The sequence below is a fragment of the Streptomyces sp. PA03-1a genome, from assembly GCF_033792805.1.
Taxonomy (GTDB): Bacteria; Actinomycetota; Actinomycetes; order Streptomycetales; family Streptomycetaceae; genus Actinacidiphila.
This window is the reverse complement of sequence record NZ_JARAVO010000162.1, coordinates 1-21829: the sequence shown is the minus strand read 5'-3', so window position 1 is coordinate 21829 and position 21829 is coordinate 1. Positions and strand designations below refer to the sequence as shown.

General features: G+C 70.5%; 26 protein-coding genes and 1 tRNA gene. 10 read left to right on the top strand and 17 right to left on the bottom strand.

Annotation, left to right across the window (positions count from 1 at the left end; all coding sequences use genetic code 11):
- From PV341_RS30340 to PV341_RS30320, 5 genes are all read left to right on the top strand, one after another.
- On the top strand, positions 1-665 hold a 665-nt coding region (locus PV341_RS30340; RefSeq protein WP_500359508.1), incomplete at its 5' end, for a YidC/Oxa1 family membrane protein insertase.
- 55 nt (positions 666-720) lie between these two features.
- On the top strand, positions 721-1578 hold the full coding sequence (locus PV341_RS30335; RefSeq protein WP_500359507.1) for a fumarylacetoacetate hydrolase family protein: 858 nt from the start codon (positions 721-723) through the stop codon (positions 1576-1578).
- Between the two features lie 573 nt (positions 1579-2151).
- Positions 2152-2322, top strand: coding sequence for an HNH endonuclease (locus PV341_RS30330; protein ID WP_500359506.1), 171 nt, complete (start codon positions 2152-2154; stop codon positions 2320-2322).
- On the top strand, positions 2323-3201 hold the full coding sequence (locus PV341_RS30325; RefSeq protein ID WP_500359505.1) for an HNH endonuclease signature motif containing protein: 879 nt from the start codon (positions 2323-2325) through the stop codon (positions 3199-3201).
- Positions 3202-3212: 11 nt separating this feature from the next.
- Positions 3213-3288, top strand: a tRNA-Leu gene (locus tag PV341_RS30320).
- Positions 3289-3333: 45 nt separating this feature from the next.
- Here PV341_RS30320 and rdgB read toward each other — a convergent pair.
- The 4 genes from rdgB to PV341_RS30300 form a co-directional block, all read right to left on the bottom strand.
- A complete protein-coding gene (gene rdgB, locus PV341_RS30315; protein WP_500331301.1) occupies positions 3334-3942 on the bottom strand; it encodes an RdgB/HAM1 family non-canonical purine NTP pyrophosphatase in 609 nt (202 codons plus the stop codon).
- 15 nt (positions 3943-3957) lie between these two features.
- The gene (locus tag PV341_RS30310) at positions 3958-4353 is read right to left on the bottom strand and encodes a hypothetical protein (RefSeq protein ID WP_500359503.1); all 396 of its coding nucleotides are present in this window, start codon (positions 4351-4353) and stop codon (positions 3958-3960) included.
- Positions 4354-4409: 56 nt separating this feature from the next.
- Entirely contained in the window at positions 4410-5156 is a 747-nt protein-coding gene (gene rph, locus PV341_RS30305; RefSeq protein ID WP_500331297.1) for a ribonuclease PH, read from the bottom strand.
- A 99-nt stretch (positions 5157-5255) separates the two neighbouring features.
- Entirely contained in the window at positions 5256-5489 is a 234-nt protein-coding gene (locus tag PV341_RS30300) for a PTS sugar transporter subunit IIB (RefSeq protein WP_499512074.1), read from the bottom strand.
- Between the two features lie 139 nt (positions 5490-5628).
- On the opposite strand from PV341_RS30300, the gene PV341_RS30295 reads away from it, so the two are divergent.
- A complete protein-coding gene (locus PV341_RS30295) occupies positions 5629-6957 on the top strand; it encodes a PTS transporter subunit EIIC (RefSeq protein ID WP_500359502.1) in 1329 nt (442 codons plus the stop codon).
- 119 nt (positions 6958-7076) lie between these two features.
- Entirely contained in the window at positions 7077-8330 is a 1254-nt protein-coding gene (locus PV341_RS30290) for a PTS transporter subunit EIIC (RefSeq protein ID WP_500331293.1), read from the top strand.
- 79 nt (positions 8331-8409) lie between these two features.
- On the opposite strand, the gene PV341_RS30285 is transcribed toward PV341_RS30290, so the two are convergent.
- The 8 genes from PV341_RS30285 to clpS all read right to left on the bottom strand — a co-directional run bounded on the left by PV341_RS30285 (position 8410) and on the right by clpS (position 14050).
- Positions 8410-9162 (bottom strand): MBL fold metallo-hydrolase, encoded by a 753-nt coding sequence (locus tag PV341_RS30285; protein WP_500331291.1) that lies wholly within the window; start codon positions 9160-9162, stop codon positions 8410-8412.
- Positions 9163-9390: 228 nt separating this feature from the next.
- Positions 9391-10341, bottom strand: a complete 951-nt coding sequence (locus PV341_RS30280; RefSeq protein ID WP_499512078.1) for a PLP-dependent cysteine synthase family protein — start codon at positions 10339-10341, stop codon at positions 9391-9393.
- Positions 10341-10646, bottom strand: a complete 306-nt coding sequence (locus PV341_RS30275; protein ID WP_499512079.1) for a MoaD/ThiS family protein — start codon at positions 10644-10646, stop codon at positions 10341-10343. Before PV341_RS30275 ends, PV341_RS30280 begins: the two co-directional genes overlap by 1 nt.
- A 61-nt stretch (positions 10647-10707) precedes the next feature.
- Complete coding sequence (locus PV341_RS30270; protein ID WP_500359501.1) at positions 10708-10812, bottom strand: putative leader peptide; 105 nt, start codon at positions 10810-10812, stop codon at positions 10708-10710.
- Positions 10813-10878: 66 nt separating this feature from the next.
- Positions 10879-11304, bottom strand: coding sequence for a M67 family metallopeptidase (locus tag PV341_RS30265; RefSeq protein WP_500331285.1), 426 nt, complete (start codon positions 11302-11304; stop codon positions 10879-10881).
- Between the two features lie 72 nt (positions 11305-11376).
- Positions 11377-12813, bottom strand: coding sequence for an amino acid permease (locus tag PV341_RS30260; protein ID WP_500359499.1), 1437 nt, complete (start codon positions 12811-12813; stop codon positions 11377-11379).
- A gap of 303 nt (positions 12814-13116) precedes the next feature.
- A complete protein-coding gene (locus tag PV341_RS30255; RefSeq protein ID WP_499512083.1) occupies positions 13117-13683 on the bottom strand; it encodes a DUF2017 domain-containing protein in 567 nt (188 codons plus the stop codon).
- A gap of 55 nt (positions 13684-13738) precedes the next feature.
- Entirely contained in the window at positions 13739-14050 is a 312-nt protein-coding gene (clpS, locus tag PV341_RS30250; protein WP_500359498.1) for an ATP-dependent Clp protease adapter ClpS, read from the bottom strand.
- 84 nt (positions 14051-14134) lie between these two features.
- Here clpS and PV341_RS30245 point away from each other — a divergent pair, with 84 nt between their 5' ends.
- Complete coding sequence (locus PV341_RS30245; RefSeq protein ID WP_499512085.1) at positions 14135-15469, top strand: nicotinate phosphoribosyltransferase; 1335 nt, start codon at positions 14135-14137, stop codon at positions 15467-15469.
- 78 nt (positions 15470-15547) lie between these two features.
- Positions 15548-16144, top strand: a complete 597-nt coding sequence (locus tag PV341_RS30240) for an isochorismatase family protein (protein ID WP_500331281.1) — start codon at positions 15548-15550, stop codon at positions 16142-16144.
- Positions 16145-16187: 43 nt separating this feature from the next.
- Here the strand turns inward: PV341_RS30240 and PV341_RS30235 are convergent, their stop codons facing one another.
- Together PV341_RS30235 and PV341_RS30230 are read right to left on the bottom strand one after the other, a co-directional pair.
- The gene (locus PV341_RS30235; RefSeq protein WP_499512087.1) at positions 16188-16505 is read right to left on the bottom strand and encodes a hypothetical protein; all 318 of its coding nucleotides are present in this window, start codon (positions 16503-16505) and stop codon (positions 16188-16190) included.
- A 75-nt stretch (positions 16506-16580) separates the two neighbouring features.
- Positions 16581-18902, bottom strand: a complete 2322-nt coding sequence (locus PV341_RS30230; RefSeq protein WP_500359497.1) for an immune inhibitor A domain-containing protein — start codon at positions 18900-18902, stop codon at positions 16581-16583.
- 356 nt (positions 18903-19258) lie between these two features.
- Between PV341_RS30230 and PV341_RS30225 the strand changes: the two genes are divergently transcribed.
- Entirely contained in the window at positions 19259-19540 is a 282-nt protein-coding gene (locus PV341_RS30225; RefSeq protein ID WP_499512089.1) for a hypothetical protein, read from the top strand.
- A 75-nt stretch (positions 19541-19615) separates the two neighbouring features.
- Here the strand turns inward: PV341_RS30225 and PV341_RS30220 are convergent, their stop codons facing one another.
- The 3 genes from PV341_RS30220 to PV341_RS30210 all read right to left on the bottom strand — a co-directional run.
- On the bottom strand, positions 19616-20251 hold the full coding sequence (locus PV341_RS30220; protein WP_499512090.1) for an RDD family protein: 636 nt from the start codon (positions 20249-20251) through the stop codon (positions 19616-19618).
- An 80-nt stretch (positions 20252-20331) separates the two neighbouring features.
- The gene (locus PV341_RS30215) at positions 20332-21015 is read right to left on the bottom strand and encodes an RDD family protein (protein WP_500331276.1); all 684 of its coding nucleotides are present in this window, start codon (positions 21013-21015) and stop codon (positions 20332-20334) included.
- 56 nt (positions 21016-21071) lie between these two features.
- Positions 21072-21829: RDD family protein (locus PV341_RS30210; protein WP_500359495.1), on the bottom strand; the 758-nt coding region annotated here is incomplete at its 5' end.

Sequence of the window (21829 nt, the reverse complement as noted above, 5' to 3'; positions counted from 1 at the left end):
TGTTCACGCACCTCCTGCTCACCCTCACCCACGCCCTCACCCCCCTCACCGGACCCGCCGCCGCGCCAGCCGCCGCGATCGTCCTGTTCACCGTCCTCGTCAGGCTCGCCCTCCACCCGCTCGCCCGCGCCGCCGCCCGCGGCGAGAAGACCCGCGCCGCCCTCGCCCCGCGCGTCGCCGAACTGCGCCGCAAGCACGGGCGCGACCCGCAGAAACTCCAGCGCGCACTGACCGACCTCTACGCGGACGAGGGCTCCTCCCCCTTCGCCGGCATGCTCCCCACGCTCCTCCAATTCCCCGCCTTCTTCGTGCTCTACCAGGCCTCCTCCGCCGCCCGGATCGGCGACGAGCGCGCCGGAGCCCTCCACGTCGCGATCCTCGTCGTGGTCGCCGCCGTCGCCTTCTGGTCCTACCGCCGCGCCCGCAAGGCCGCCCCCGACGCCCAGGGCCTCGCCAAGCACCTGCCGCTGCTCTCCTTCGGCACCCTCGTCACCGCCGCGATCGTCCCCCCGGCCGCCGGGCTCTACATCGCCACCTCGACCGCCTGGACCGCCGCCGAACGCGCCTGGCTGCACCGTCCACACCATGGTCAAGGGGTTGCGGACGCCACCCCCGCCGCTGGAGGATCAACCAAGACCTCCGATGACCGCCCCCATCGGACATGACCCCGGACATGACCTCGGCCACGACCACCACCCCCGACCACACCCGGAGAGTCTTGTGAAGCTGCTGCGAGTCGGCCCCGCCGGAGCCGAACGCCCGGCCCTGCTCGACCAGGACGGCACCCTGCGCGACCTGTCCTCCCTCACCCCCGACATCGACGGCCCCCTGCTCGCCGACGCGGACGCCCTCGCCCGCATCCGCACCGCGGCCGCCGACGGCACCCTCCCCGCCCTCGACCCCGAGGACCTGCGCGTCGGCCCCCCGCTCAGCCGCATCGGCAAGATCGTCTGCATCGGCCTCAACTACCACGACCACGCCCGCGAGACCGGCGCCGCCGTCCCCGACGAGCCCATCCTGTTCATGAAGGCCCCCGACACCGTCGTCGGCCCCGACGACACCGTCCTCGTCCCCCGCGGCAGCCTCAAGACCGACTGGGAGGTCGAACTCGCCGTCGTCATCGGCCGCGAACTGCGCTACGCGGCCGACGGGACCGAGGCCCTCGCCGCCGTCGCGGGCTACGCCGTCGCCCACGACGTCTCCGAACGCGCCTTCCAGATCGAACGCGGCGGCCAGTGGGACAAGGGCAAGAACTGCGAGACCTTCAACCCCCTCGGCCCCTGGCTCGTCACCGCCGACGAGATCCCCGACCCCCAGGCCCTGGGCCTGCGGCTGTGGGTCAACGGCGACCTCAAGCAGGACGGCAGCACCGCCGACCAGATCTTCCCGGTCGCCGAAGTCGTCCGCTACGTCAGCCAGTTCATGACCCTCTACCCCGGCGACGTCATCAACACCGGCACCCCTGCCGGCGTCGCCCTCGGCCGCCCCGAGCCCAAGCCCTACCTCCGGGCCGGCGACGTCGTCGAGCTCGAGATCGAAGGCCTCGGCCACCAGCGCCAGGTCCTCAAGGACGCGTAGCCCAACCTCCCCCGCCGAAGGGCGCCCGGTGTGTCGTTCCGGGCGCCCTTCGGCGTATCCCGGTCGGCGTAACCGTCGTACGAACGGGTCGTTAAAATCGCATGGGGGATATGTGACTGCGAGATACACACGCGAACTCCTCGAAGAGGCCGCCGCCCAATGCAGGTCGCTCTCCGACGTGATCACCAGGCTCGGGGGAACGCCCACCAACGGCAGCCGCGCCTACCTGCGCAAGCTCATCAGCGCCTGGGACGTCGACTGCTCGCACTTCGAGCCCGAGGGAATCCGCCACACCGAACGCCGGTTGCGCGCCGTCGTTGGCGAGTCGACCAGCATCGCCGAGGTCGTGAGACGCCTGGGCGTCAGTCCGGTCGGCGGCAATCAGGCGCACATCGGGCGCCGCATCGCGCGGTTGGGAATCGACACCTCACATTTCACGCCGAACAGCGGTGCCCGCCGCCCGAGGCGGTCACTGAGCGACCGACTGGTACTCGGCACACCGAACGACGGCGGATCCAGAGCGACCGTCTGCGCAGACACCTGCTCCGCCAAGGGCTCAAGGACCTGTGCGCGATGTGCGGCACCGGACCGGTGTGGAACGGTGCGCCACTGCGCCTGGAGGTCGACCACATCAACGGGGACTGGTGGGACAACCGGCCTGAGAACCTGCGGTTGCTCTGCCCGAACTGCCACGCGGCCACCGACACTTACCGGGGCCGCAAGCGCCGTGGGGCGGTGCGCTAGATGTCCCGTCTCTACGACAGTCCGGGCTACACCCGCACCTCGCTCACGGCCTGCGCTGCCCGGTCCCGCAGTCTCGTGGACATGCTCACGCGCCTCGGCCAACCCCTCGGCAGCGGCCCGCTGGGTTACCTGAAGGAGCGACTCCGGCACTACGGCATCGACACGGAACACTTCGTCGACGAAGCGCTGCCCAGCAGACCAGCCCGCAGGTACACGAGGTCGGTCCTGGAGGATGCCGCGGCCCGCTGCCGGTCCATCCGCGAAATCCTGGAACACCTTGACGTGCCTCCGTACGACAGTGCCTACCGGCACATCGAGCGCCGACTCGCCCACTTCGGGATCGACACCTCCCATTTCGCGCCACCGGTCGCCAAGGAACAACGGCCCATCGACGTGCACCGGCTGTGTGCGGCCGTCGCCGGGTCGACGAGCCTCGCGGGCGTCGTTCGCCTCCTGGACCTGCCGGACAACGGGACGACCAGGAGGCGGCTCAAGAGCCTCATCTCGGAGCGGGGGCTGTCGACGGCGCACTTCACGGGTCAGGCGCACGCTCGCGGCGTCCCCTCCACGCGCCGCAAATCGGCAAAGCAGATCCTGCGGCTGCTCGCCCCCGGCAGCCCGCGTACCGGTCGGCGCATGCTGCACCGCGCGCTCCAGGAGAAGGGCGTGCCCTATGAATGCGGTGCCTGCGGCACGGGCCCGGCATGGCAGGGGCTGACGATCACGCTCGAGATCGATCACGTCAACGGCGACCGACTGGACAACCGGATCGGCAACCTCCGATATCTGTGCCCCTCGTGCCACAGCCAGACCGCCGGCTTCGCGGGCCGCGCAGTCTCCGGCACCGTACCCGCGCAGGTGGGCTCCCCCACCAAGTAGAGTGGCGCCGCGGGCCCGTATCCCAGCTGGCCAAGAGGACGCCGGTTTAGATCCGGTGTGTCGTGGGTTCGAGTCCCACCGGGCCCACCGCCGGGGGCGCGACATCTCCAAGATGTCGCGCCCCTCGTCATGTCACCCCACCAGTTCCCGCACCACCGGCACCAGGCCCCGGAAGGCCAGGCCGCGGTGGCTGATGGCGTTCTTCTCCTCCGCGGTGAGTTCGGCGCAGGTCCGGGACTCGCCGAGCGGCTGGAGGATCGGGTCGTAGCCGAAGCCGTTCGCGCCGTGGGGCTCGAAGCGCAGCGTGCCGAGGAGGCGGCCCTCGACGACGCGTTCGGTGCCGTCGGGGAGGGCGAGGGCGGCGGCGCACATGAAGTGGGCGGCGCGGTGGGGGGTGTCGATGTCGGAGAGCTGGGCGAGGAGGAGTTCGAGGTTGGCGCGGTCGTCGCCGTGCTTGCCGGCCCAGCGGGCGGAGAAGATGCCGGGGGCGCCGCCGAGGACGTCGACGCAGAGGCCGGAGTCGTCGGCGACGGCGGGGAGGCCGGTGGCCTGGGCGAGGGCGTGGGCCTTGAGGAGGGCGTTCTCGGCGAAGGTGACGCCGGTTTCGCGGACGTCGGGGATCGCGGGGTAGGCGTCGGCGCCGACGAGCTCCACGCCGAGTCCGGCGTCGGCCAGGATGGCGTGGAGTTCGGCGACCTTGTGGGCGTTGCGGGTGGCGAGGACCAGGCGGGTGTGCGGCATGGTCCGATTATCCCGTCAGCCGGGGGTGCAGACCTTGGAGAGTTCGGATGCGGCGTCGGCGACGGGGGTGATGTCGGGGACGTCTCCGTTCTCGGCGGCCTTCTGTGCGTTCTCGACGGCCTGCTGGAGGTCGCCGACGGCGGTGTTGACGTCGGCGTTGCCGGTCTTGTCGCCGAGGTCGGCGAGGTCGGCGGCGATCTGGTCGAGGGCGTTGGCGGCGTCCTGCGGGCTGTTGCCGGCGTTGCTGACGGCGTTCTGCAGGTTCTGGACGTCGGTGGCCACCTGGGCTGCGACGTTGGCGCAGTCGAGGGCCTTGTCGACGGCGTCGACGGCGCTGCAGCCGATGAGGACGGTGGTGCCGAGGGCGGCCGCGGTGGCGAGCGCCGCGAGGCGGCGGGTGCGTGGGTGCATACCTTTACATACGCACCGCGCCGTCCTCGGGTTGCGTTTTGCAGACGTGCTCTTTGTCAGTTCTTGGTGATCTGTTCGAGGTCGGTGAGGGCGGCGCGCTGGAGCGCGTCGAGTTCGGCGCAGCCGGCGACGGCGAGGTCGAGGAGGCTGTTGAGTTCCTTGCGGTCGAAGGGCTGGCCCTCGGCGGTGCCCTGGACCTCGACGAAGCGGCCGTCGCCGGTGCAGACGACGTTCATGTCGGTCTCCGCGCGGACGTCCTCCTCGTAGCAGAGGTCGAGCATGGGGACGCCGTCGATGATGCCGACGCTGACGGCGCTGACGGTGCCGCTGAGGGGCTGGGCCTTGGCGCGGACGAGCTTGCGGCCGTGCATCCAGGTGACGGCGTCGGCGAGGGCGACGTAGGCGCCGGTGATGGCGGCGGTGCGGGTGCCGCCGTCGGCCTGGAGGACGTCGCAGTCGAGGACGACGGTGTTCTCCCCGAGCGCCTTGTAGTCGATGACGGCGCGCAGGGATCGGCCGATGAGGCGGGAGATCTCGTGGGTGCGGCCGCCGATCTTGCCGCGGACGGACTCGCGGTCGCCTCGGGTGTTGGTGGCGCGGGGCAGCATGGCGTACTCGGCGGTGACCCAGCCTTCGCCGCTGCCCTTGCGCCAGCGGGGGACGCCCTCGGTGACGGATGCGGTGCAGAGGACCTTGGTGTCGCCGAAGGAGACGAGGACGGATCCTTCGGCGTGCTTGCTCCAGCCGCGCTGGATGGTGACGGGGCGGAGCTCTTCGGGGGTGCGGCCGTCGATACGAGACATGGCGTCGAGCCTAGTCGTAGCGCGTCCCGGGGCCCGTGCCGGTCCGGGAACGGGCCCCTTGCGGGTGAGGTGGGGGTGGCCCCGGCGGTCAGCGCGGGGTCACATCATGTCCTCGATGTCGGCGGCGATGGGGTCGGCGTCGGTGCCGATGACGACCTGGATCGCGTTGCCCATCTTGACGACGCCGTGCGCTCCGGCGGCCTTGAGCGCGGCGTCGTCGACGAGCGAGGCGTCCTTGACCTCGGTGCGGAGACGGGTGATGCAGCCCTCGACTTCTTCGATGTTGTCGAGTCCGCCGAGCCCGGCGACGATCTTCTCTGCCTTGCTGGCCATCTGTACTCCTGGTTGGTCTCGGCCGTTCGGTCCGATTTCACACCGTAATGCAGTGGCGGACCGCTTTTGCGGGGATGCATGGGTGACGCAGCCGTGCCGCAACTGGTCTACACCACATTACCTGCCGGGAGGTAGTCCCATGGGTCCGGACGCCGCCGCAGCCGCCCCGCGTCCGAGCCGGAAGTGGAGCGGTGTCCTGTTCCAGGGCCTGCAGAAGATGGGACGGAGTCTGCAGCTGCCGATCGCGGTGCTGCCGGCGGCGGGCATCCTGAACCGGCTGGGCCAGGACGACGTCTTCGGCCCGAAGGGCCTGGGCTGGGACAACGTGGCGAAGGTCTTCGACGGCGCGGGCGGGGCGCTGCTGGACGGTTCGCTGGGGCTGCCGCTGCTGTTCGCGGTGGGTGTCGCGATCGGGATGGCGAAGAAGTCGGACGGTTCGACGGCGCTGGCGGCGGTCGCGGGTTTCCTCGTCTACTACGGGGTGCTGCACCAGTTCCCGCAGGACTGCCCGCCGGGGACGGCCTTCCTGGCGACGAGCACCATCAGCGGGGCGTGCATCCCCCCGGGGACGCCGTCGGCGGCGGCTCCGGCGGCGTACCAGAACCCGGGGGTGTTCGGCGGGATCGTGATCGGGCTGCTGACGGCGTTCTTCTGGCAGCGCTACCACCGCACGAGGCTGGTGGACTGGCTGGGCTTCTTCAACGGGCGCCGGCTGGTGCCGATCGTCATGGCGTTCGTCGCGATCGTCTTCGCGGTGCTGTGCGTGTTCGTCTGGCCGCCGGTCGGTGCCGGGCTCACCGCCTTCAGCCAGTGGCTCACGGACCTGGGCTCGTACGGGGCGGGGATCTTCGGCGTGGCGAACCGGGCGCTGCTGACGGTGGGGCTGCACCAGTTCCTCAACGTCTTCGTGTGGTTCCAGTTCGGCAGTTTCACCGAGCCGGACGGGACGGTGGTGCACGGGGACATCACGCGTTTCCTGGCGGGTGACCCGACGGCCGGGCAGTTCACCTCGGGCTTCTTCCCGATCATGATGTTCGCCCTGCCGGCCGCCGCGCTGGCGATCACGCACTGCGCCCGCCCGGGCCGCCGCAAGGAGGTCGGGGGCCTGATGCTGTCGGTGGCGCTGACCTCGTTCGTGACGGGCATCACCGAGCCGATCGAGTACTCGTTCCTCTTCATCGCGCCGGCGCTGTACGCGATCCACGCGGTGCTGACGGGGGTGTCGATGGCGGTGACGTGGGCGCTGGGCGTGCACGACGGCTTCAGCTTCTCGGCGGGGCTGATCGACTACGTCATCAACTGGCACCTGGCGACGAAGCCCTGGTTGATCGTCCCGATCGGGCTGGTCTTCGCGGCGGTGTACTACGTGCTCTTCCGCTTCGTGATCACCAGGTTCGACCTGGCGACGCCGGGGCGCGAGCCGGAGGAGGTCGCGGAGGAGATGGAGCGGGGCAACGTCAAGGCGTAGCGGGGGCGCCACGCTCAGGAGTGTGGTCTAGACCACACCGGAGGAGCCTTTCCTTGACGCGTCGCTTACATTTAATACTGGTCTACACCACTCGGTGGTTTAGACCAGGAGGACCCCCCATGACAACCGCCACCGCATCGGCGGCCCCCGCAGCGAAGAAGCGGGGCTCCGGCCTTTTCCAAGGCCTGCAGAAGGTCGGCCGCAGCCTGCAGCTGCCGATCGCCGTCCTGCCGGCGGCGGGCATTCTGCTCCGTCTCGGCCAGCCCGACGTCTTCGGCGCGGACGGCCTCGGCTGGGACAAGGTCGCCTCGGTGTTCGCCACCGCCGGCGGCGCCGTGTTCGACAACCTGCCGCTGCTGTTCTGCATCGGCGTCGCCATCGGCTTCGCCAAGAAGGCCGACGGCTCGACGGCCCTCGCCGCACTGGTCGGCTTCCTGGTCTACAGCAACGTCCTGAAGGCCTTCCCGGTCACCGAGGCCAAGATCCAGGCCGGCGCGGACATCCCCGCCACCTACAACAACCCCGGTGTGCTCGGCGGCATCATCATGGGTCTGCTCGCCGCCGTCCTGTGGCAGCGCTACCACCGCAAGAAGCTGGTGGACTGGCTCGGCTTCTTCAACGGCCGCCGCCTCGTGCCGATCATCATGGCCTTCGTCGGCGTCCTGGTCGGCGTGTTCTTCGGTCTGGTCTGGGAGCCCATCGGCGAGGTCATCAGCAACTTCGGCGAGTGGATGACCGGTCTCGGCTCTGTCGGCGCCGCGCTGTTCGGTCTGATCAACCGTGCGCTGATCCCGATCGGCATGCACCAGTTCGTGAACTCGGTGGCCTGGTTCCAGCTGGGTGACTTCACCAACTCCGCGGGCACCGTCGTCCACGGCGACCTGACCCGCTTCTTCGCCGGCGACCCGGGTGCCGGGCAGTTCATGACCGGCTTCTTCCCGATCATGATGTTCGGCCTCCCGGCCGCCGCCCTGGCCATCGCCCACACGGCCCGTCCGGAGCGCCGTAAGGCCGTCATGGGCATGATGATCTCGCTCGCGCTGACCTCCTTCGTCACCGGTGTCACCGAGCCGATCGAGTTCTCGTTCATGTTCATCGCGCCGCTGCTCTACGCGATCCACGCGGTGCTCACCGCGCTGTCCATGGCCGTGACCTGGGCCTTCGGCGTCCATGCGGGCTTCACGTTCTCGGCCGGCGCCATCGACTACCTGCTCAACTGGAACCTGTCGACCAAGCCGTGGCTGATCATCCCGATCGGGCTCGTCTTCTCGGTGATCTACTACGTGGTCTTCCGCTTCGCGATCACCAAGTTCAACCTCCCCACCCCGGGCCGCGAGCCCGAGGAGGAGAACGAGGACCTCGTCAAGGCGTAGCGCCGGCGCGGCACACGACGAAGCCCCCGGAACCGAAGGTCTGGTTCCGGGGGCTTCGTGCTGCTTCGGGCGGGGGCGCTCAGACCTCGTAGACCGCGCCGGCCTTCGCCACCTCGACCGGGCCGTCGTAGACCTCGCGGGCGTGCTCGAGGTTGGTCCGCGGGTCGGTCCACGGCGGGATGTGGGTGAGCAGCAGCCGCCCGGCGCCCGCGCGGTCCGCGTACTGGCCGGCCTCGCGGCCGTTGAGGTGCAGGTCGGGGATGTCCTCCTTGCCGTGCGTGAAGGAGGCCTCGCACAGGAAGAGGTCGGTGCCCTCGGTGAGCGTCAGCAGCGCGTCGCAGGGACCGGTGTCCCCCGAATAGGTGATGGCGCGACCGGCGTGCTCGACACGGAAGCCGTACGCCTCGACGGGGTGGCTGACGACGTCCGCGGTGATGGTGAAGGGGCCGAGGCGGAAGGTGCCGGGTTCGAGGGTGCGGAAGTCGAAGACCTCGCTCATGCACTTCTCGTCGGGCACGTCCCCGTACGCGCTGGCCAGCCGCCGTTCGGTGCCCTCGGGCCCGTAGACGGGGATGGCGTGGGCGGGGCCGCCCTCGTGGCGGTAGTAGCGCGCGACGAAGTAGGCGCACATGTCGATGCAGTGGTCGGCGTGCAGATGGCTCAGCAGGATGGCGTCGAGGTCGTACAGACCGCAGTGGCGCTGCAGCTCGCCGAGGGCGCCGTTGCCCATGTCGAGGAGCAGCCGGAAGTCGTCGGCCTCGATGAGGTAGCTCGAGCAGGCCGATTCCGCGGACGGGAACGACCCCGAGCAGCCGACGACGGTGAGCTTCATGTGCAGAAACCTCCGTGGATTGTTCCGGGGGTCTTGCGTTGGCGCGCCACGACGCCCCCGCTCCGCAGGGGGAGGGGGGAGGGGCGGGAGCGACCCGCCATGTGCTCTTGAGCGTAAGGCGCACGGCGTGCGCGTGCTCCTCTGCGGAGCCCCGTTGTGGGCGGAATCACCAGTACGGCGCCCTCGTCGCCGGAAGTCCGGCGGGGCGAGGGCGCCGTGGGGGGAGGATCAGGCCCAGAGCTGGCCGTGCAGGGCGGCGACGGCCGCCTCGGTGGACGCGGCGGTGTAGATGCCGGTCGACAGGTACTTCCAGCCGCCGTCGGCGACGACGAACACGATGTCGGCGCGCTCCCCGGCGCGTTCGGCCTTGCGGGCCACGCCGAGGGCGGCGTGGAGGGCGGCTCCGGTGGAGACACCGGCGAAGATGCCCTCCTGCTGGAGCAGTTCGCGGGTGCGGCGGACGGCGTCCTCGGAGCCGACGGAGAAGCGGGTGGTGAGGACGGACTCGTCGTAGAGCTCGGGGATGAAGCCCTCGTCGAGGTTGCGCAGTCCGTAGACGAGGTCGTCGTAGCGGGGCTCGGCGGCGACGATCTGCACGCCGGGGACCTTCTCGCGCAGGTAGCGGCCGACGCCCATGAGGGTGCCGGTGGTGCCGAGCCCGGCGACGAAGTGGGTGACGGAGGGGAGGTCGGTCAGGATCTCCGGGCCGGTCGTGGCGTAGTGGGCGCCGGCGTTGTCCGGGTTGCCGTACTGGTAGAGCATCACCCAGTCGGGGTGCTCGGCGGCCAGTTCCTTGGCGACGCGGACGGCGGTGTTGGAGCCGCCGGCGGCCGGGGAGGGGATGATCTCGGCGCCCCACATCGTGAGCAGTTCGCGCCGCTCGGACGAGGTGTTCTCGGGCATGACGCAGACCATGCGGTAGCCCTTGAGCCGGGCCGCCATGGCGAGCGAGATGCCGGTGTTGCCGGAGGTGGGTTCGAGGATCGTGCAGCCGGGGGTGAGCCGGCCGGCGCGCTCGGCCTGCTCGATCATGTGCAGCGCCGGGCGGTCCTTGACCGAGCCGGTGGGGTTGCGGTCCTCCAGCTTGGCCCAGACGGACACCTCGCCGGAGGGTGACAGGCGCGGCAGCCGTACCAGCGGGGTGTTGCCGACGGCTGCCAGCGGGCTGTCGTACCGCATCAGCGCCCGCCGACGCGGTCGGCCGGCAGGCCGCTGCCGCCGGCGACCGCGGGGAGGATCGTCACGCTGTCGCCGTCGGTGAGCTTGGTGGCGATGCCGTCCAGGAAGCGGACGTCCTCGTCGTTGAGGTAGACGTTGACGAAGCGCCGCAGCTCGCCGCCGTCGACGATGCGCTCGCGGATGCCGGTGTGGCGGGTGTCGAGGTCGGCGAGGAGTTCGTCGACAGTGCTGCCGCTGCCTTCGACGGCCTTGGCGCCGTCGGTGTACGTGCGGAGGATGGTCGGGATGCGGACCTCGATGGCCATGCGTCGGCTCCAGTGGGTGCGTGAGTACGGCGGGAAGCGGGGTTGCGCGGGCTGACGGTGCTCAGGCGCACGTACATGCCGCGCTGGCGAGGCGGCACAGGTCGACGTGCAGCCGCGCCACGAGCAGCGTGCCCGGCGCCCTGTCGCTCACGTCGTGGGAAACCATGGGCTCATCGTATCGATTCCCCCCGGGCCCCAGAGACGGTCGTCCCAGGATACGGACCGTCGCGTCTCAGATGGACGGGTCGACGACCTCCACCGGCTCCTCGGTGACCTCGCCGTCCACGATGCGGAACGAGCGGAACTGGAAGGGGCCGGCGCCGTCGGTGTCGGCGGTGGAGACCAGTACGTAGTGGGCGCCGGGCTCGTTGGCGTAGGAGATGTCGGTGCGCGAGGGGTAGGCCTCGGTGGCGGTGTGCGAGTGGTAGATGACCACCGGCTCCTCGTCGCGGTCGTCGAGTTCCCGGTAGAGCTTGAGCAGGTCGGTGGAGTCGAACTCGTAGAACGTGGGCGAGCGAGCCGCGTTGAGCATCGGGATGTGCCGCTCGGGCCGGCCGCTGCCGGCCGGACCCGCGATCACGCCGCAGGCCTCGTCCGGGTGGTCGGCGCGGGCGTGGGCGACGAGGGCGTCGTGCAGGGCACGGGTGATGGTCAGCATGGTCGTCAGGATAGAGAAGGTGACCGCCGTACGGCTGTACGGCGGTCACCTGCTGAGACGCCGGGCCCGGGACTACTCCTGGGCGAGGGCCAGGGCGGGGTCGCCGGGGGTGCGCCGCTTGAGGACCGCGTAGCCGATGCCGAGCAGGACCGACCAGACGAGCCAGACGTACAGGCCGAGGCGGGTGTCTGCGTCGGTCGCCATGAGGACGACGACGGAGAGCAGCGCCACGATGGCGATCCAGTTGGTGACCGGGGCGCCCGGCATCCGGAAGTCGGCGGCGGGCAGCAGCCCGGCGCGGACCTTGGCGCGGTAGCGCAGGTGCGCGGCGAGGATCACGATCCAGGTCCACAGGCCGGCGCAGGTGGCGACGGAGGTGATGTAGACGAACGCCTTGTCCGGGGAGACGACGTTGACGATGACGCCGATGCCCATGAAGAGGGTGGACATGACGAGCGCGGGCAGCGGGAGTTGCCGGTCGCTGAGCTTGGCCACGGCCTTGGGCGCCTCGCCGTTGACGGCCAGGCCGCGCAGCATGCGGCCGGTGGAGTAGATGCCGGAGTTGCAGGAGGACAGGGCGGCGGTGAGGACCACGAAGTTCATGATCCCGGCGGCGCCGGGGATGCCGACCTGGGCGAAGACCTGGACGAAGGGGCTGACGCCCGCGGTGTACTTGGTCCAGGAGAAGACCGACAGCAGGACGATCAGCGTGCCGACGTAGAAGATGCCGATGCGGACCGGCAGGGTGTTGATCGCCTTGCGCAGGGTCTGCTTGGGGTTCTCGGCCTCGCCCGCGGTGATGCCGACCAGTTCGACGCCGAGGTAGGCGAAGATCACGCCCTGCATGGCGAGCATGGCCTGCCAGGCGCCGTTGGGGGCGAAGCCGCCGTCGGCCCACAGGTGGGTGACGGATGCGGTGTCGCCGGCGGAGGAGAAGCCGAAGGTCAGGATGCCGACGCCGATGACGATCATCGCGACGATCGCGGTGACCTTGATCGTGGAGAACCAGAACTCCAGCTCGCCGAAGATCTTGACCGAGACGAGGTTGCCGACGAAGAGCACCACGAGGGCGACCGCGGCGGTGGACCAGACGGGGACCGACGGCCACCAGAAGTTGATGTAGGCGCCCGCGACGGTGACCTCGGACATGCAGGCGGTGACCCACAGGGCCCAGTACGACCAGCCGGTGGCGAAGCCGGCGAACGGCCCGAAGAACTCACGGGCGTAGTCGGCGAAGCTGCCGGAGGTGGGGCGGTAGGTGAGGAGCTCGCCGAGGGCCCGCATGATGAAGAAGATCACGATGCCGGCGGCCGTGTAACAGGCGATCAGGCTGGGCCCGATGGCGGCGATGCCCTTGCTGGACCCGTAGAACAGGCCGGTGCCGATGGCGCCGCCGATGGCGATCATCTGGACCTGACGGGCGCTGAGTCCCCGCTTGTAGCCCTCTTCCGGCGCGGCCCCCGTGGCGCCGTCGCCGGATTCGTACTGCTCGACCTGCGTCGAGGTCATGGTGCTGTGCCTTTCTCCATGCCCGTCCGGCCGCGACGGCCCGGATCGGGTTCCGATCCCCCCGGATGGTGGAGGTGCACGCCGGGGTCAGCCGGCCACGCGACCGACCGGGACAGGGGTGGCGTCACGGCCGGTGGTCGAGGATTCGTATCACGGGGTGTGCGCCGGGCACGCAGCGCAAATGTGGCACATGGCACAGGAAGAAGCGGACAAAAGGTGCGCCGAATGGGAATGCGGTCCGCTGCGGTGACGTGATCGTTATCCGGAATTGAGCGTCGTCTGAGCGAACGGACGCCCCCCGGATCACGGCATGAGGGTCTCCACGAGGCTCTCCTGGAGCGCCCCGAGCCAGAGGTAGGCCATGACGAGCGGTTTGCGCGGGTCGGAGTCCGGCAGCCGGTACAGCTCGCTGTCCTCGTCCTCGCTGACCTCCAGCCGGGTCCCCATGGTCAGCCGCAGGTCGTTGAGGGTGCCGAGCCACCGGCGCGCCTGCTCCGCGTCGAGGCTGAGCACCGCTCCCCCGTCACCGCCGGGGGTCAGCGCGTCGAGGCTGCGGACGACGGCGAGCGCGTCGCCGCGCTTGCGGGTGCGCAGGTCGTTCTCGGTGTAGCGGCGGAAGTCCGAGGAGTCCGCCTCCTCCTCGTAGGCGTCGGGGAAGAGCCGGGCGAGCGCCGGGTCCTGCGGGGGCCGGGTGGGGCCCTCGGCGAACAGCTCGGCCAGTGGGTCGGCCGGTTCGGCGCCGTCGGCGGCGTCGCCGGGGCCGATCAGCTCCAGGAGCTGCACGGCCAGGCTGCGCAGGATGGAGATCTCGACCTCGTCGAGCGCGACGGCGGCGCCGCCTGCGGCGGCGGTCTGGAAGTAGCCGGGCATGTCGGTATCAGCCGTCCCTCAGGGGCTCGGTGGTCTTCTCGGTGGTCTCGCGGCCTCAGCGGTCCTGCGTCAGGGTGGCCCACAGCCCGTAGCCGTGCAGGGCCTGCACGTCGCGCTCCATCTCCTCGCGGGTGCCGCTGGAGACCACGGCGCGGCCCTTGTGGTGCACGTCGAGCATGAGTTTGGTGGCCTTGTCCTTCGGATAACCGAAGTACGCCTGGAAGACGTAGGTCACGTAGCTCATCAGATTGACCGGGTCGTTGTGGACGACAGTCACCCAGGGAACGTCCGGGGACGGCACCTCGAAGGGGGCCTCGCTCGACTCGGTCCGTTCGATCTCTGCGGGGGCGACACTCACGGGACCCATGCTGTCACCAGACCGTGCCGACAGGGAAACCGGCCCTCCGAGAAATCGTCACTCTGACGAGAGTTGGGGGTAGCATCCTCGGACATGAGCACTGCAGACCTGGGGCTGCCCGTCACCGTCCCCTCCACCGCGCTGTTCACCGACCGGTACGAGCTGACCATGCTGCAGGCCGCGCTGCGCAGCGGCGCCGCCCACCGTCGTTCGGTGTTCGAGGTGTTCACCCGCCGGCTGCCCGAGGGGCGCCGGTACGGGGTGGTGTGCGGCACCGGACGGGTACTGGACGCCGTGGAGAACTTCCGCTTCGACGACCGCATCCTGGCCTTCCTGGAACGGGAGCGCGTCGTGGACGCGCCCACCCTGGAATGGCTGGCCGGCTACCGCTTCCGCGGCGACGTCCTCGGCTACCCCGAGGGCGAGGTGTACTTCCCCGGCTCGCCGGTCATGCGGATCGAGGGCACCTTCGCCGAGGCGGTTCTGCTGGAGACGGTGGTGCTGTCGATCCTCAACCACGACTCCGCGATCGCGGCCGCCGCCTCCCGGATGGCCGTGGCCGCCGGGGGCCGCCCGCTGATGGAGATGGGCGCCCGCCGCACCCACGAACTGGCGGCGGTGGCGGCCTCCCGCGCCGCCTACGTCGGGGGCTTCGCCTCCTCCAGCAACCTCGCCGCAGGGTTCCGCTACGGCCTGCCGACCATCGGCACCAGCGCGCACGCCTTCACCCTGCTCCACGACGACGAGCGGGACGCCTTCACCGCCCAGGTCGAGTCGCTCGGCCGGGGCACCACCTTGCTGGTCGACACCTTCGACGTGGCGACGGCCGTCCGGGCCGCCGTGGAGATCGCCGGGCCCGAGCTCGGCGCGGTGCGCATCGACTCCGGGGACCTGCTGCTGCTCGCCCACCGGGTGCGGCAGCAGCTGGACGACCTGGGGGCGAAGGACACCCGGATCGTGGTGACCTCGGACCTGGACGAGTACGCGATCGCCTCGCTGGCCGCGGCGCCGGTCGACGCGTACGGGGTCGGCACCTCCCTGGTGACCGGCAGCGGGCAGCCGACCTGCTCGATGGTCTACAAGCTGGTCGCCCGGGCCACCTCCGACGACCCGGGCGCGCCCCTGGTGCCCGTCGCCAAGAAGTCCATGGGCGGCAAGACCAGCATCGGCGGACGCAAGTGGGCGGCCCGGCGGCTGGACGCCGACGGGGTCGCCGAGGCCGAGGTGATCGGCACCGGACCGGTCCCGGGACCGCTGGCGGACCGGCAGTTGCTGGTGCCGCTGGTGCTGGGCGGCGAGACCGTGCACCGGGAGCCGCTGGACGCGGCCCGCACCCGCCACATCGAGGCGCGCGCCGCCCTGCCGCTGTCCGCGACCCAGCTGTCGCGCGGCGAGCCGGCGCTGCACACCGAGTACATCACCCACTGATCGGCCGGGGCGCCCTGCCGCGGCAGGGCCGCCGCTCACTACAGTCGAAGCGACAGCGACCGGAAGGGACCGACCACCATGCACCGCGCACTGATCGTCGTGGACGTGCAGAACGACTTCTGCGAGGGCGGCAGCCTGGCGGTCGCCGGCGGCTCCGAGGTCGCCGCCGCCATCACCGACCTCATCGGGGACGCCACGGCCGGCTACCGGCACGTCGTGGCCACCCGCGACCACCACGTCTCCCCCGGCGACCACTTCTCCGACCACCCCGACTACGTCCACACCTGGCCGGTGCACTGCGCCGCCGGCACCGAGGGCGTCGGCTTCCACCCCAACTTCGCTCCGGCGGTCGCCTCGGGCGCGGTGGAGGCGGTCTTCGACAAGGGCGCGTACGCGGGTGCTTACAGCGGCTTCGAGGGTGCCGACGAGAACGGCACCGGGCTGGCCCGGTGGCTGCGCGAGCGCGGGGTGGCGGAGGTCGACGTGGTCGGCATCGCCACCGACCACTGCGTGCGGGCGACCGCACTGGACGCCGTGCGGGAGGGGTTCCGCACCCGGGTGCTGCTCGACCTGACGGCGGGCGTCATGGCGAGGACGACCGAGTCGGCGCTGGACGAGCTGCGCGCCGCCGGCGCCGAACTGTCCGGAAAGCCGGTCGTCCGCGGACAGGCCTGACGGCCGGTGGCGGGAGGACGGCCCCCGGGGCCGCACCCCGGGTTCAGCGGCGCACCGTCGGGCCCAGCAGCGCCGCGATGGACTGCCAGGGGGCGGCGGGGGCCGAGGGGATGCGGCGCCAGACGAGGCCGTCGGGGTGGTGGAGGACGGCGTTGATCTCGTCGGACGTGGGGGGCTCCATGTTGCCGACGAGACGGACGGTCCGGAAGCCCAGGTTCCGCAGGCGGGTCAGTGCGCGCTGGCGGTTGGCCGAGACGACGAGGACCCTGATGTACTCGTCCGGGGCCCCGCCGGGCGAGGGCAACCGGAGGGCCACGACGACGTCGCCGCTCGGAAGCCTGGTGAAACCGCCGCTGGCCATAAGCACATGATCGGCAGATCGGCCCCCGTCCACCAGGGGACGGGGGCCGATCAGGTCACTTCGTGCGGAGCGTGATCACTTCTTGGAGGGACCCACCCGGACGGTGATGGTGCTGCCGTCCCGGGCCTCGTGGAGGATCGTGATGCTGGTGTTGCTCGGGGCCACCTTCACGCTGCCCGTGGGGTTCTCCGAGGACCAGTAGGAGTTCTTGTCGTCGAAGACCGTGTTGCCGGGCAGGCTCGGGAGCTTGGTGGCGACGCCGTTCTTGTGCAGGGTGATGGCGTCGGTGCGGGCCTTGGTGAACGTGGAGTCGTAGGACTGCACGCGGTTGCGCTGCAGCGTGCCGTCGCTCCACTTCAGCGCCTTGGGGTGGGCGTCGATCGGCAGGATCCGACCGGCGCCCGGGTGCGCGCTGACGTTGTTGTCGTTCATCGAGGTGTCCCACAGCCAGATCAGCAGGCCGTTCTGGTACGCGTAGTGCTCGACCCAGTTCTCCTTGGTGGTACCCCAGCCGAAGTTGTAGGGGCCGACCTTCAGGGTCGTGTCGTACGAGACGTACTGCCGGTTCTCCGCGATGTAGTACTGCGCGTAGTCCTCGGAGAACGTGGAGCCCTTGACCGTGAAGCCGTTCGCGGTCCAGCCGTTGTCACCGGCTTCGGCGCCGTCGCTGAGCACGGTCGCCCCGTCGGCGGTCAGGGTGATCGCGTCGGCGAGGAAGCCCTTCTGGGCCACGCCACCGTCGGACTGGTAGCGGAAGCGGAGCTTGACCGACGTGCCCGCGTAGGCGTCCAGCGGGAGCACCATGTCCTGGTAGGAGGCCGCGGTGCCGGTCAGGGCCGGCTTGTCGCTGGCGTCGCGCGGGAGCGGGGCGCCGCCGATGGTGCCGTCGATCGCGGTCCAGTTGGCGCCGCCGTCGGTGGACACCTCGGTGTAGAGGTAGTCGTAGTTCTCCTCGATGTCGTACCAGCCCTTGAGGGACAGGCTCGCCGAGGTCTTGCCCGTGAGGTCGACGTCACGGGTGAGGGTGTTGCTCAGGTTGTCACCGCTGCCGCTCCACCACTGCTTCGCGCCCTCGGCCGGGGTCGCCAGCTCGGTGGTCACGGTCTTCTTCGGCAGCGTGACGACCAGGCCCTGCTTCCTCGCGGTGTTGTACTCCGCGACGCCGAGGGTGCTGATCCCGACCTTGCCGGCCTTGGCGGTGCTGTAGTTCAGCCAGCCCAGCTGCAGCTTGTCCCAGGCGGTCATGTCGCCGGGCAGGTCGCCGATGGTGTCCTTGCCGGTGCCGAGCCAGGAACCGGACGACATCAGCGTCCAGAAGCCGGTGGAGTTCTCGGCGGTGTTGGTGGTGTCGTAGTGGTCCGGCAGACCGAGGTCGTGACCGAACTCGTGGGCGAAGACCCCGAGGCCGCCGTTCTCCGGCTGGACGGTGTAGTCGCCGACCCAGACGCCGGTGTCGCCGATCTGGGTGCCACCGAGCAGGTTGCCCGCCGGGCCGGTGGCGCCGGCGTCCGTGCCGAACGCGTACCAGCGGTGGGCCCAGATCGCGTCCTCGCCCTGGGCGCCGCCGCCGGCGGACTCGTCCTCACCGGCGTGCACGATCTGGAAGTGGTCGATGTAGCCGTCGGACTCGTTGAAGTTGCCGTCGCCGTCGTAGTCGTAGCGGTCCCACTGGTCGTACTCGGCCAGCTTCGCCTTGATCGTGGCGGCGGAGTCACCGGCGGCCTTGCGCGCGTCGACCCACTTGTTCACCGCGTCCGCGACGAGGTTCCAGGTGCAGGTGTCGCACTTGTTGCTGCCGTACCGGGCCTCGTTCCAGTCGACCTTGACCCAGTCGGCGACCTCGCCGGCGACCGAGTAGCGGCCGGAGGACTGCTTCTCGTAGTACTTCGCCATCGACTCCTTGCCGGAGGCCTTGGAGAAGTACAGGTCCTGGAAGTGCTGCTTGTTGTAGTCCGCCTGCCACGCCGTGCTGTTGTCCTTGCGGCGGTCGGGCTTGGCTATCTGGTTGTGCGCGGGACCGGCCGTACCGCCGTACTGCGGGTCGGTCTTGGTCCCGAACTCGGCGAGGATCACGAAGATCTTGTCGGTCTTCTCGCGCCCGAGTTCGACGTACTTGTTCTTGCCGAGCTTGACCACGTCCGAGGCACCGCGGTCCTCGACCTTGGACTTGCCCGAGATGACCTGCTCGATCGCCTGCTGGCGCTGGGCGGACTGGCGCTCGCTCAGCGGGCCCTTCAGATCGTGCTCGACGCGCTCCGCCTTCGCCGGGTCGTGCCGCACGACGCGACCGGCCTGCGGGTCGGCCTGGGCTGCCGCGACGGGGTAGGCGGTGGCGCCTATTGCGGCGATCGCCACGGCCAGAGCGGCGGATCTGATGGTCCGTCGTTGGCTTATCACGATGTATTGACCTCCCTAGGGTGAAGCCATTGCACCGGAGTGACGGATGAAAAGACAGATCTTGACTTGGCCATGACCGACAAGTACGGTGAGCGACCGATCCGTTGCACATAGCGGACACATCGGTCTGCGCAACTCCATTTCGCCGCAGGTTCGTTGCGTCCCGGGGAAGATCGCGATGCGACCCCGTGCGCCCCCCGTGCTTCCGCACCGTGGGTTAGGTCACGCTTACCGGGCGTTCCGTGCGGGCATCTCGCACCGTAGAGTCGGTGGTTGGCGTGCCACGTCTGAACCACCGGGAAGACGGCCCTGGCCGACGCTCCGCCACAATCGTCGTATATGAGGACGGATCAGCCATGCCACGTCCCACCCCCGCCCAGCTGACCTACGGTTCCGCGACCGTGGTGCTCTCCACCCTCGCGATGCTGCTGCTCTCCGAGGCGAGATCGGGCGTCGCGGTGGCGGTCATCGCCGCGGCAGGACTGACGCTCGGTGTCCTGGTCGCCGTGACGGCGGCGATCCCGGCCGGCACGCGCCGCACGAGGCGCGAACTGCCCGCCGTACAGCAGCCGGTGCCACGACCCCGCGTCCGCGGCGCCGCCGAACCCCGGCTGGGGGAGCACTCGCTGCGGCGCTGAACCCGCACCCCCGCAGATCACGCCGACGGCCCCGGAGCATCCGCTCCGGGGCCGTCGTCTTCGTCAGTGCGGGTGTCAGGCCTGGACGACGACGGTCTTGGCCGCCTTGTCGTGCCAGCACTGGCGGTACGGCTTGTCCCACAGGTGCCACAGGACGTTGAGCAGCGACAGGATGGAGCCCACGCACGGCACGATGCCGATGAAGGAGTAGACCGCCGCGCGGCCCCAGGCGGCACTGCCGGGCGGGCTGCCGTCGGCCAGCTTGGCGACGCGGATCTTCATGACCTTCTTGCCGATGGTCTGACCCGTCGACTGGAGCATCAGGCCCTCGTACGCGAACGCGCCCGCGAAGACGAGCAGCTCGATGCCGAGGAACGCGCCGGTGTCCGTGAAGGAGGTGCTCGTGGCGACCATCAGGATGATGAGCGCGACGAGGAAGATGCCGCCGTCGATGAGCCGGGCGAGGAAGCGCTGGCCGCTGCCGGCCAGCGGGGGCATGCCCGCCAGGGCCGGGTCCGTCGGCATCTGGCCGTAACCGGGCCCCTGCTGCGGATAGGCGTAGGGCGACTGCTGCTGCGGGAACGGCTGCTGGTCGTAAGGGTTCTGGCCCTGGGGGTGCGGCTGCTGTCCGTACGGGTTCTGCCCGTACGGGTCCTGGCCCCCCGAGCCGCCCTGCGGGTAACCGTAGCCGGGCGGTTGATTCGAACTCATGGAGTGAGTAAATCAGCCGGGCATGACGGCGCATAGACGGTGATGGTCACGGCCCTGCGACGATCACCCCACAGCGTGCCTTACTCCACCGAAACCACCACGGTTTGCCCCGCTTTGTCGTGCAGGCACTGACGGTACGGCTTGTCCCAGGTGCACCAGAGCACTTCGATGATCCAGAAGATCTCACCACAGCACGGGATGATCGGCACCAGGGAGTAGACCGACTCCCGCTTCAGCGCCGCCGGGGCCGTCGGATTGGTGCCGTCGGCGAGCATGCCGACGCGCACCTTGAGCAGCTTCTTGCCGAGGCTCTGCCCGGAACGGGTGAGCATGAACACCTGGTAGGCCAGGTAGATCACGGCGTAGATGACGCCCTGGGAGAACACCGCGCCGGTGGCGTTGTAGTCGTAGTCCCAGATCAGCCCGGTGAGGCCGTAGACCGGGATGCCGATGATCAGCCCGTCGACGATGCGCGCGAGCAGCCTGCGCCCCCGGTGCGCCAGCGGGGGCATCCCGGCCAGGGGATCGGGCTCGCCCGCTCCGTACGGGCCACTGGCGTAGGGGTCGCCGCCGTAGCCCGGGGGCGGCTGGTCGTAGGGCGAGCCGCCGGGCGGGGGCTGGTACGGGGGCGGCGGGTAAGGCTGCTGCCCGGGCGGCGGCTGCTGCTCCGCAGGCGGCGGTGACTGCCCGGGCGGCGGCTGCGCGGGCCCGGACGGCTCCCGGGGCGGCTTGGCGAACGGGTCCTCGGGCTGGTCGGTGCTCATGCCCCGAGTGAAACCCGGACGATTCGGCCGCGCCTCCGGCGGGGGCCGTTCGGGTGTCAGCTGTCGCGGGCCACGAAGGTGCGTGCCGCCTTGTCGTGCCAGCACTGCCGCCACGGCCGGTCGAACAGGCACCACACCAGCCCGAGGAGGCCGATCACGAGCGCGTCCAGCACCGTGTGGGTGAGCCAGCGCAGCAGCGCCTGCCCGAAGCCGGGCTCGTACCGGCTCTCGACGTCCACCACGCGCAGGCCGAGCAGCTTCTTGCCCAGGGTGCGGCCCCACTTGGCGGTGGGCAGCACCTCGTACAGCACTCCGGTGACGAGCGCGACGGCGGCGAGGATGCCCAGTTGCACCCCCGTCGTGCCGTCGACCAGCCAGACCGTCACCTCCTCGCCGGTCAGCCGGGCGGCGTCCACCTTGTCGCGCAGGTGCTCGTACGCCGCCGTGCCCAGCGGCAGAGCGGCGGCCGCGACGACCGCGCCCACCACCGCGCTGTCGATCAGCCGGGCCACCAGGCGCCTCCCCGGCGACGCGGGGCGCGCCTGCCGCCGCGCGGGGGCCGACGGGTCGTCGGCCGCCGGCCGCCATGACCCGGGGGCGGCGGCCTCCCCGCCCTGCGGCGGGACCTGACGGGCCAGGTCGTGCACCTGCTGCGCCCACGGGACGGGAGCGGGCTGCTGCTGCCCGGGCACCGCGCTCTCGGTCGGCGCGGACGCCGTGCTCCCGGCCGCGCCCGCGGCGGCCGCGGGAGCCGGGGCCGGCGACGGGGCCGGGAGCACGGCGTCCGCGCCGACCGAGAGCGCGGTGCCCGGGC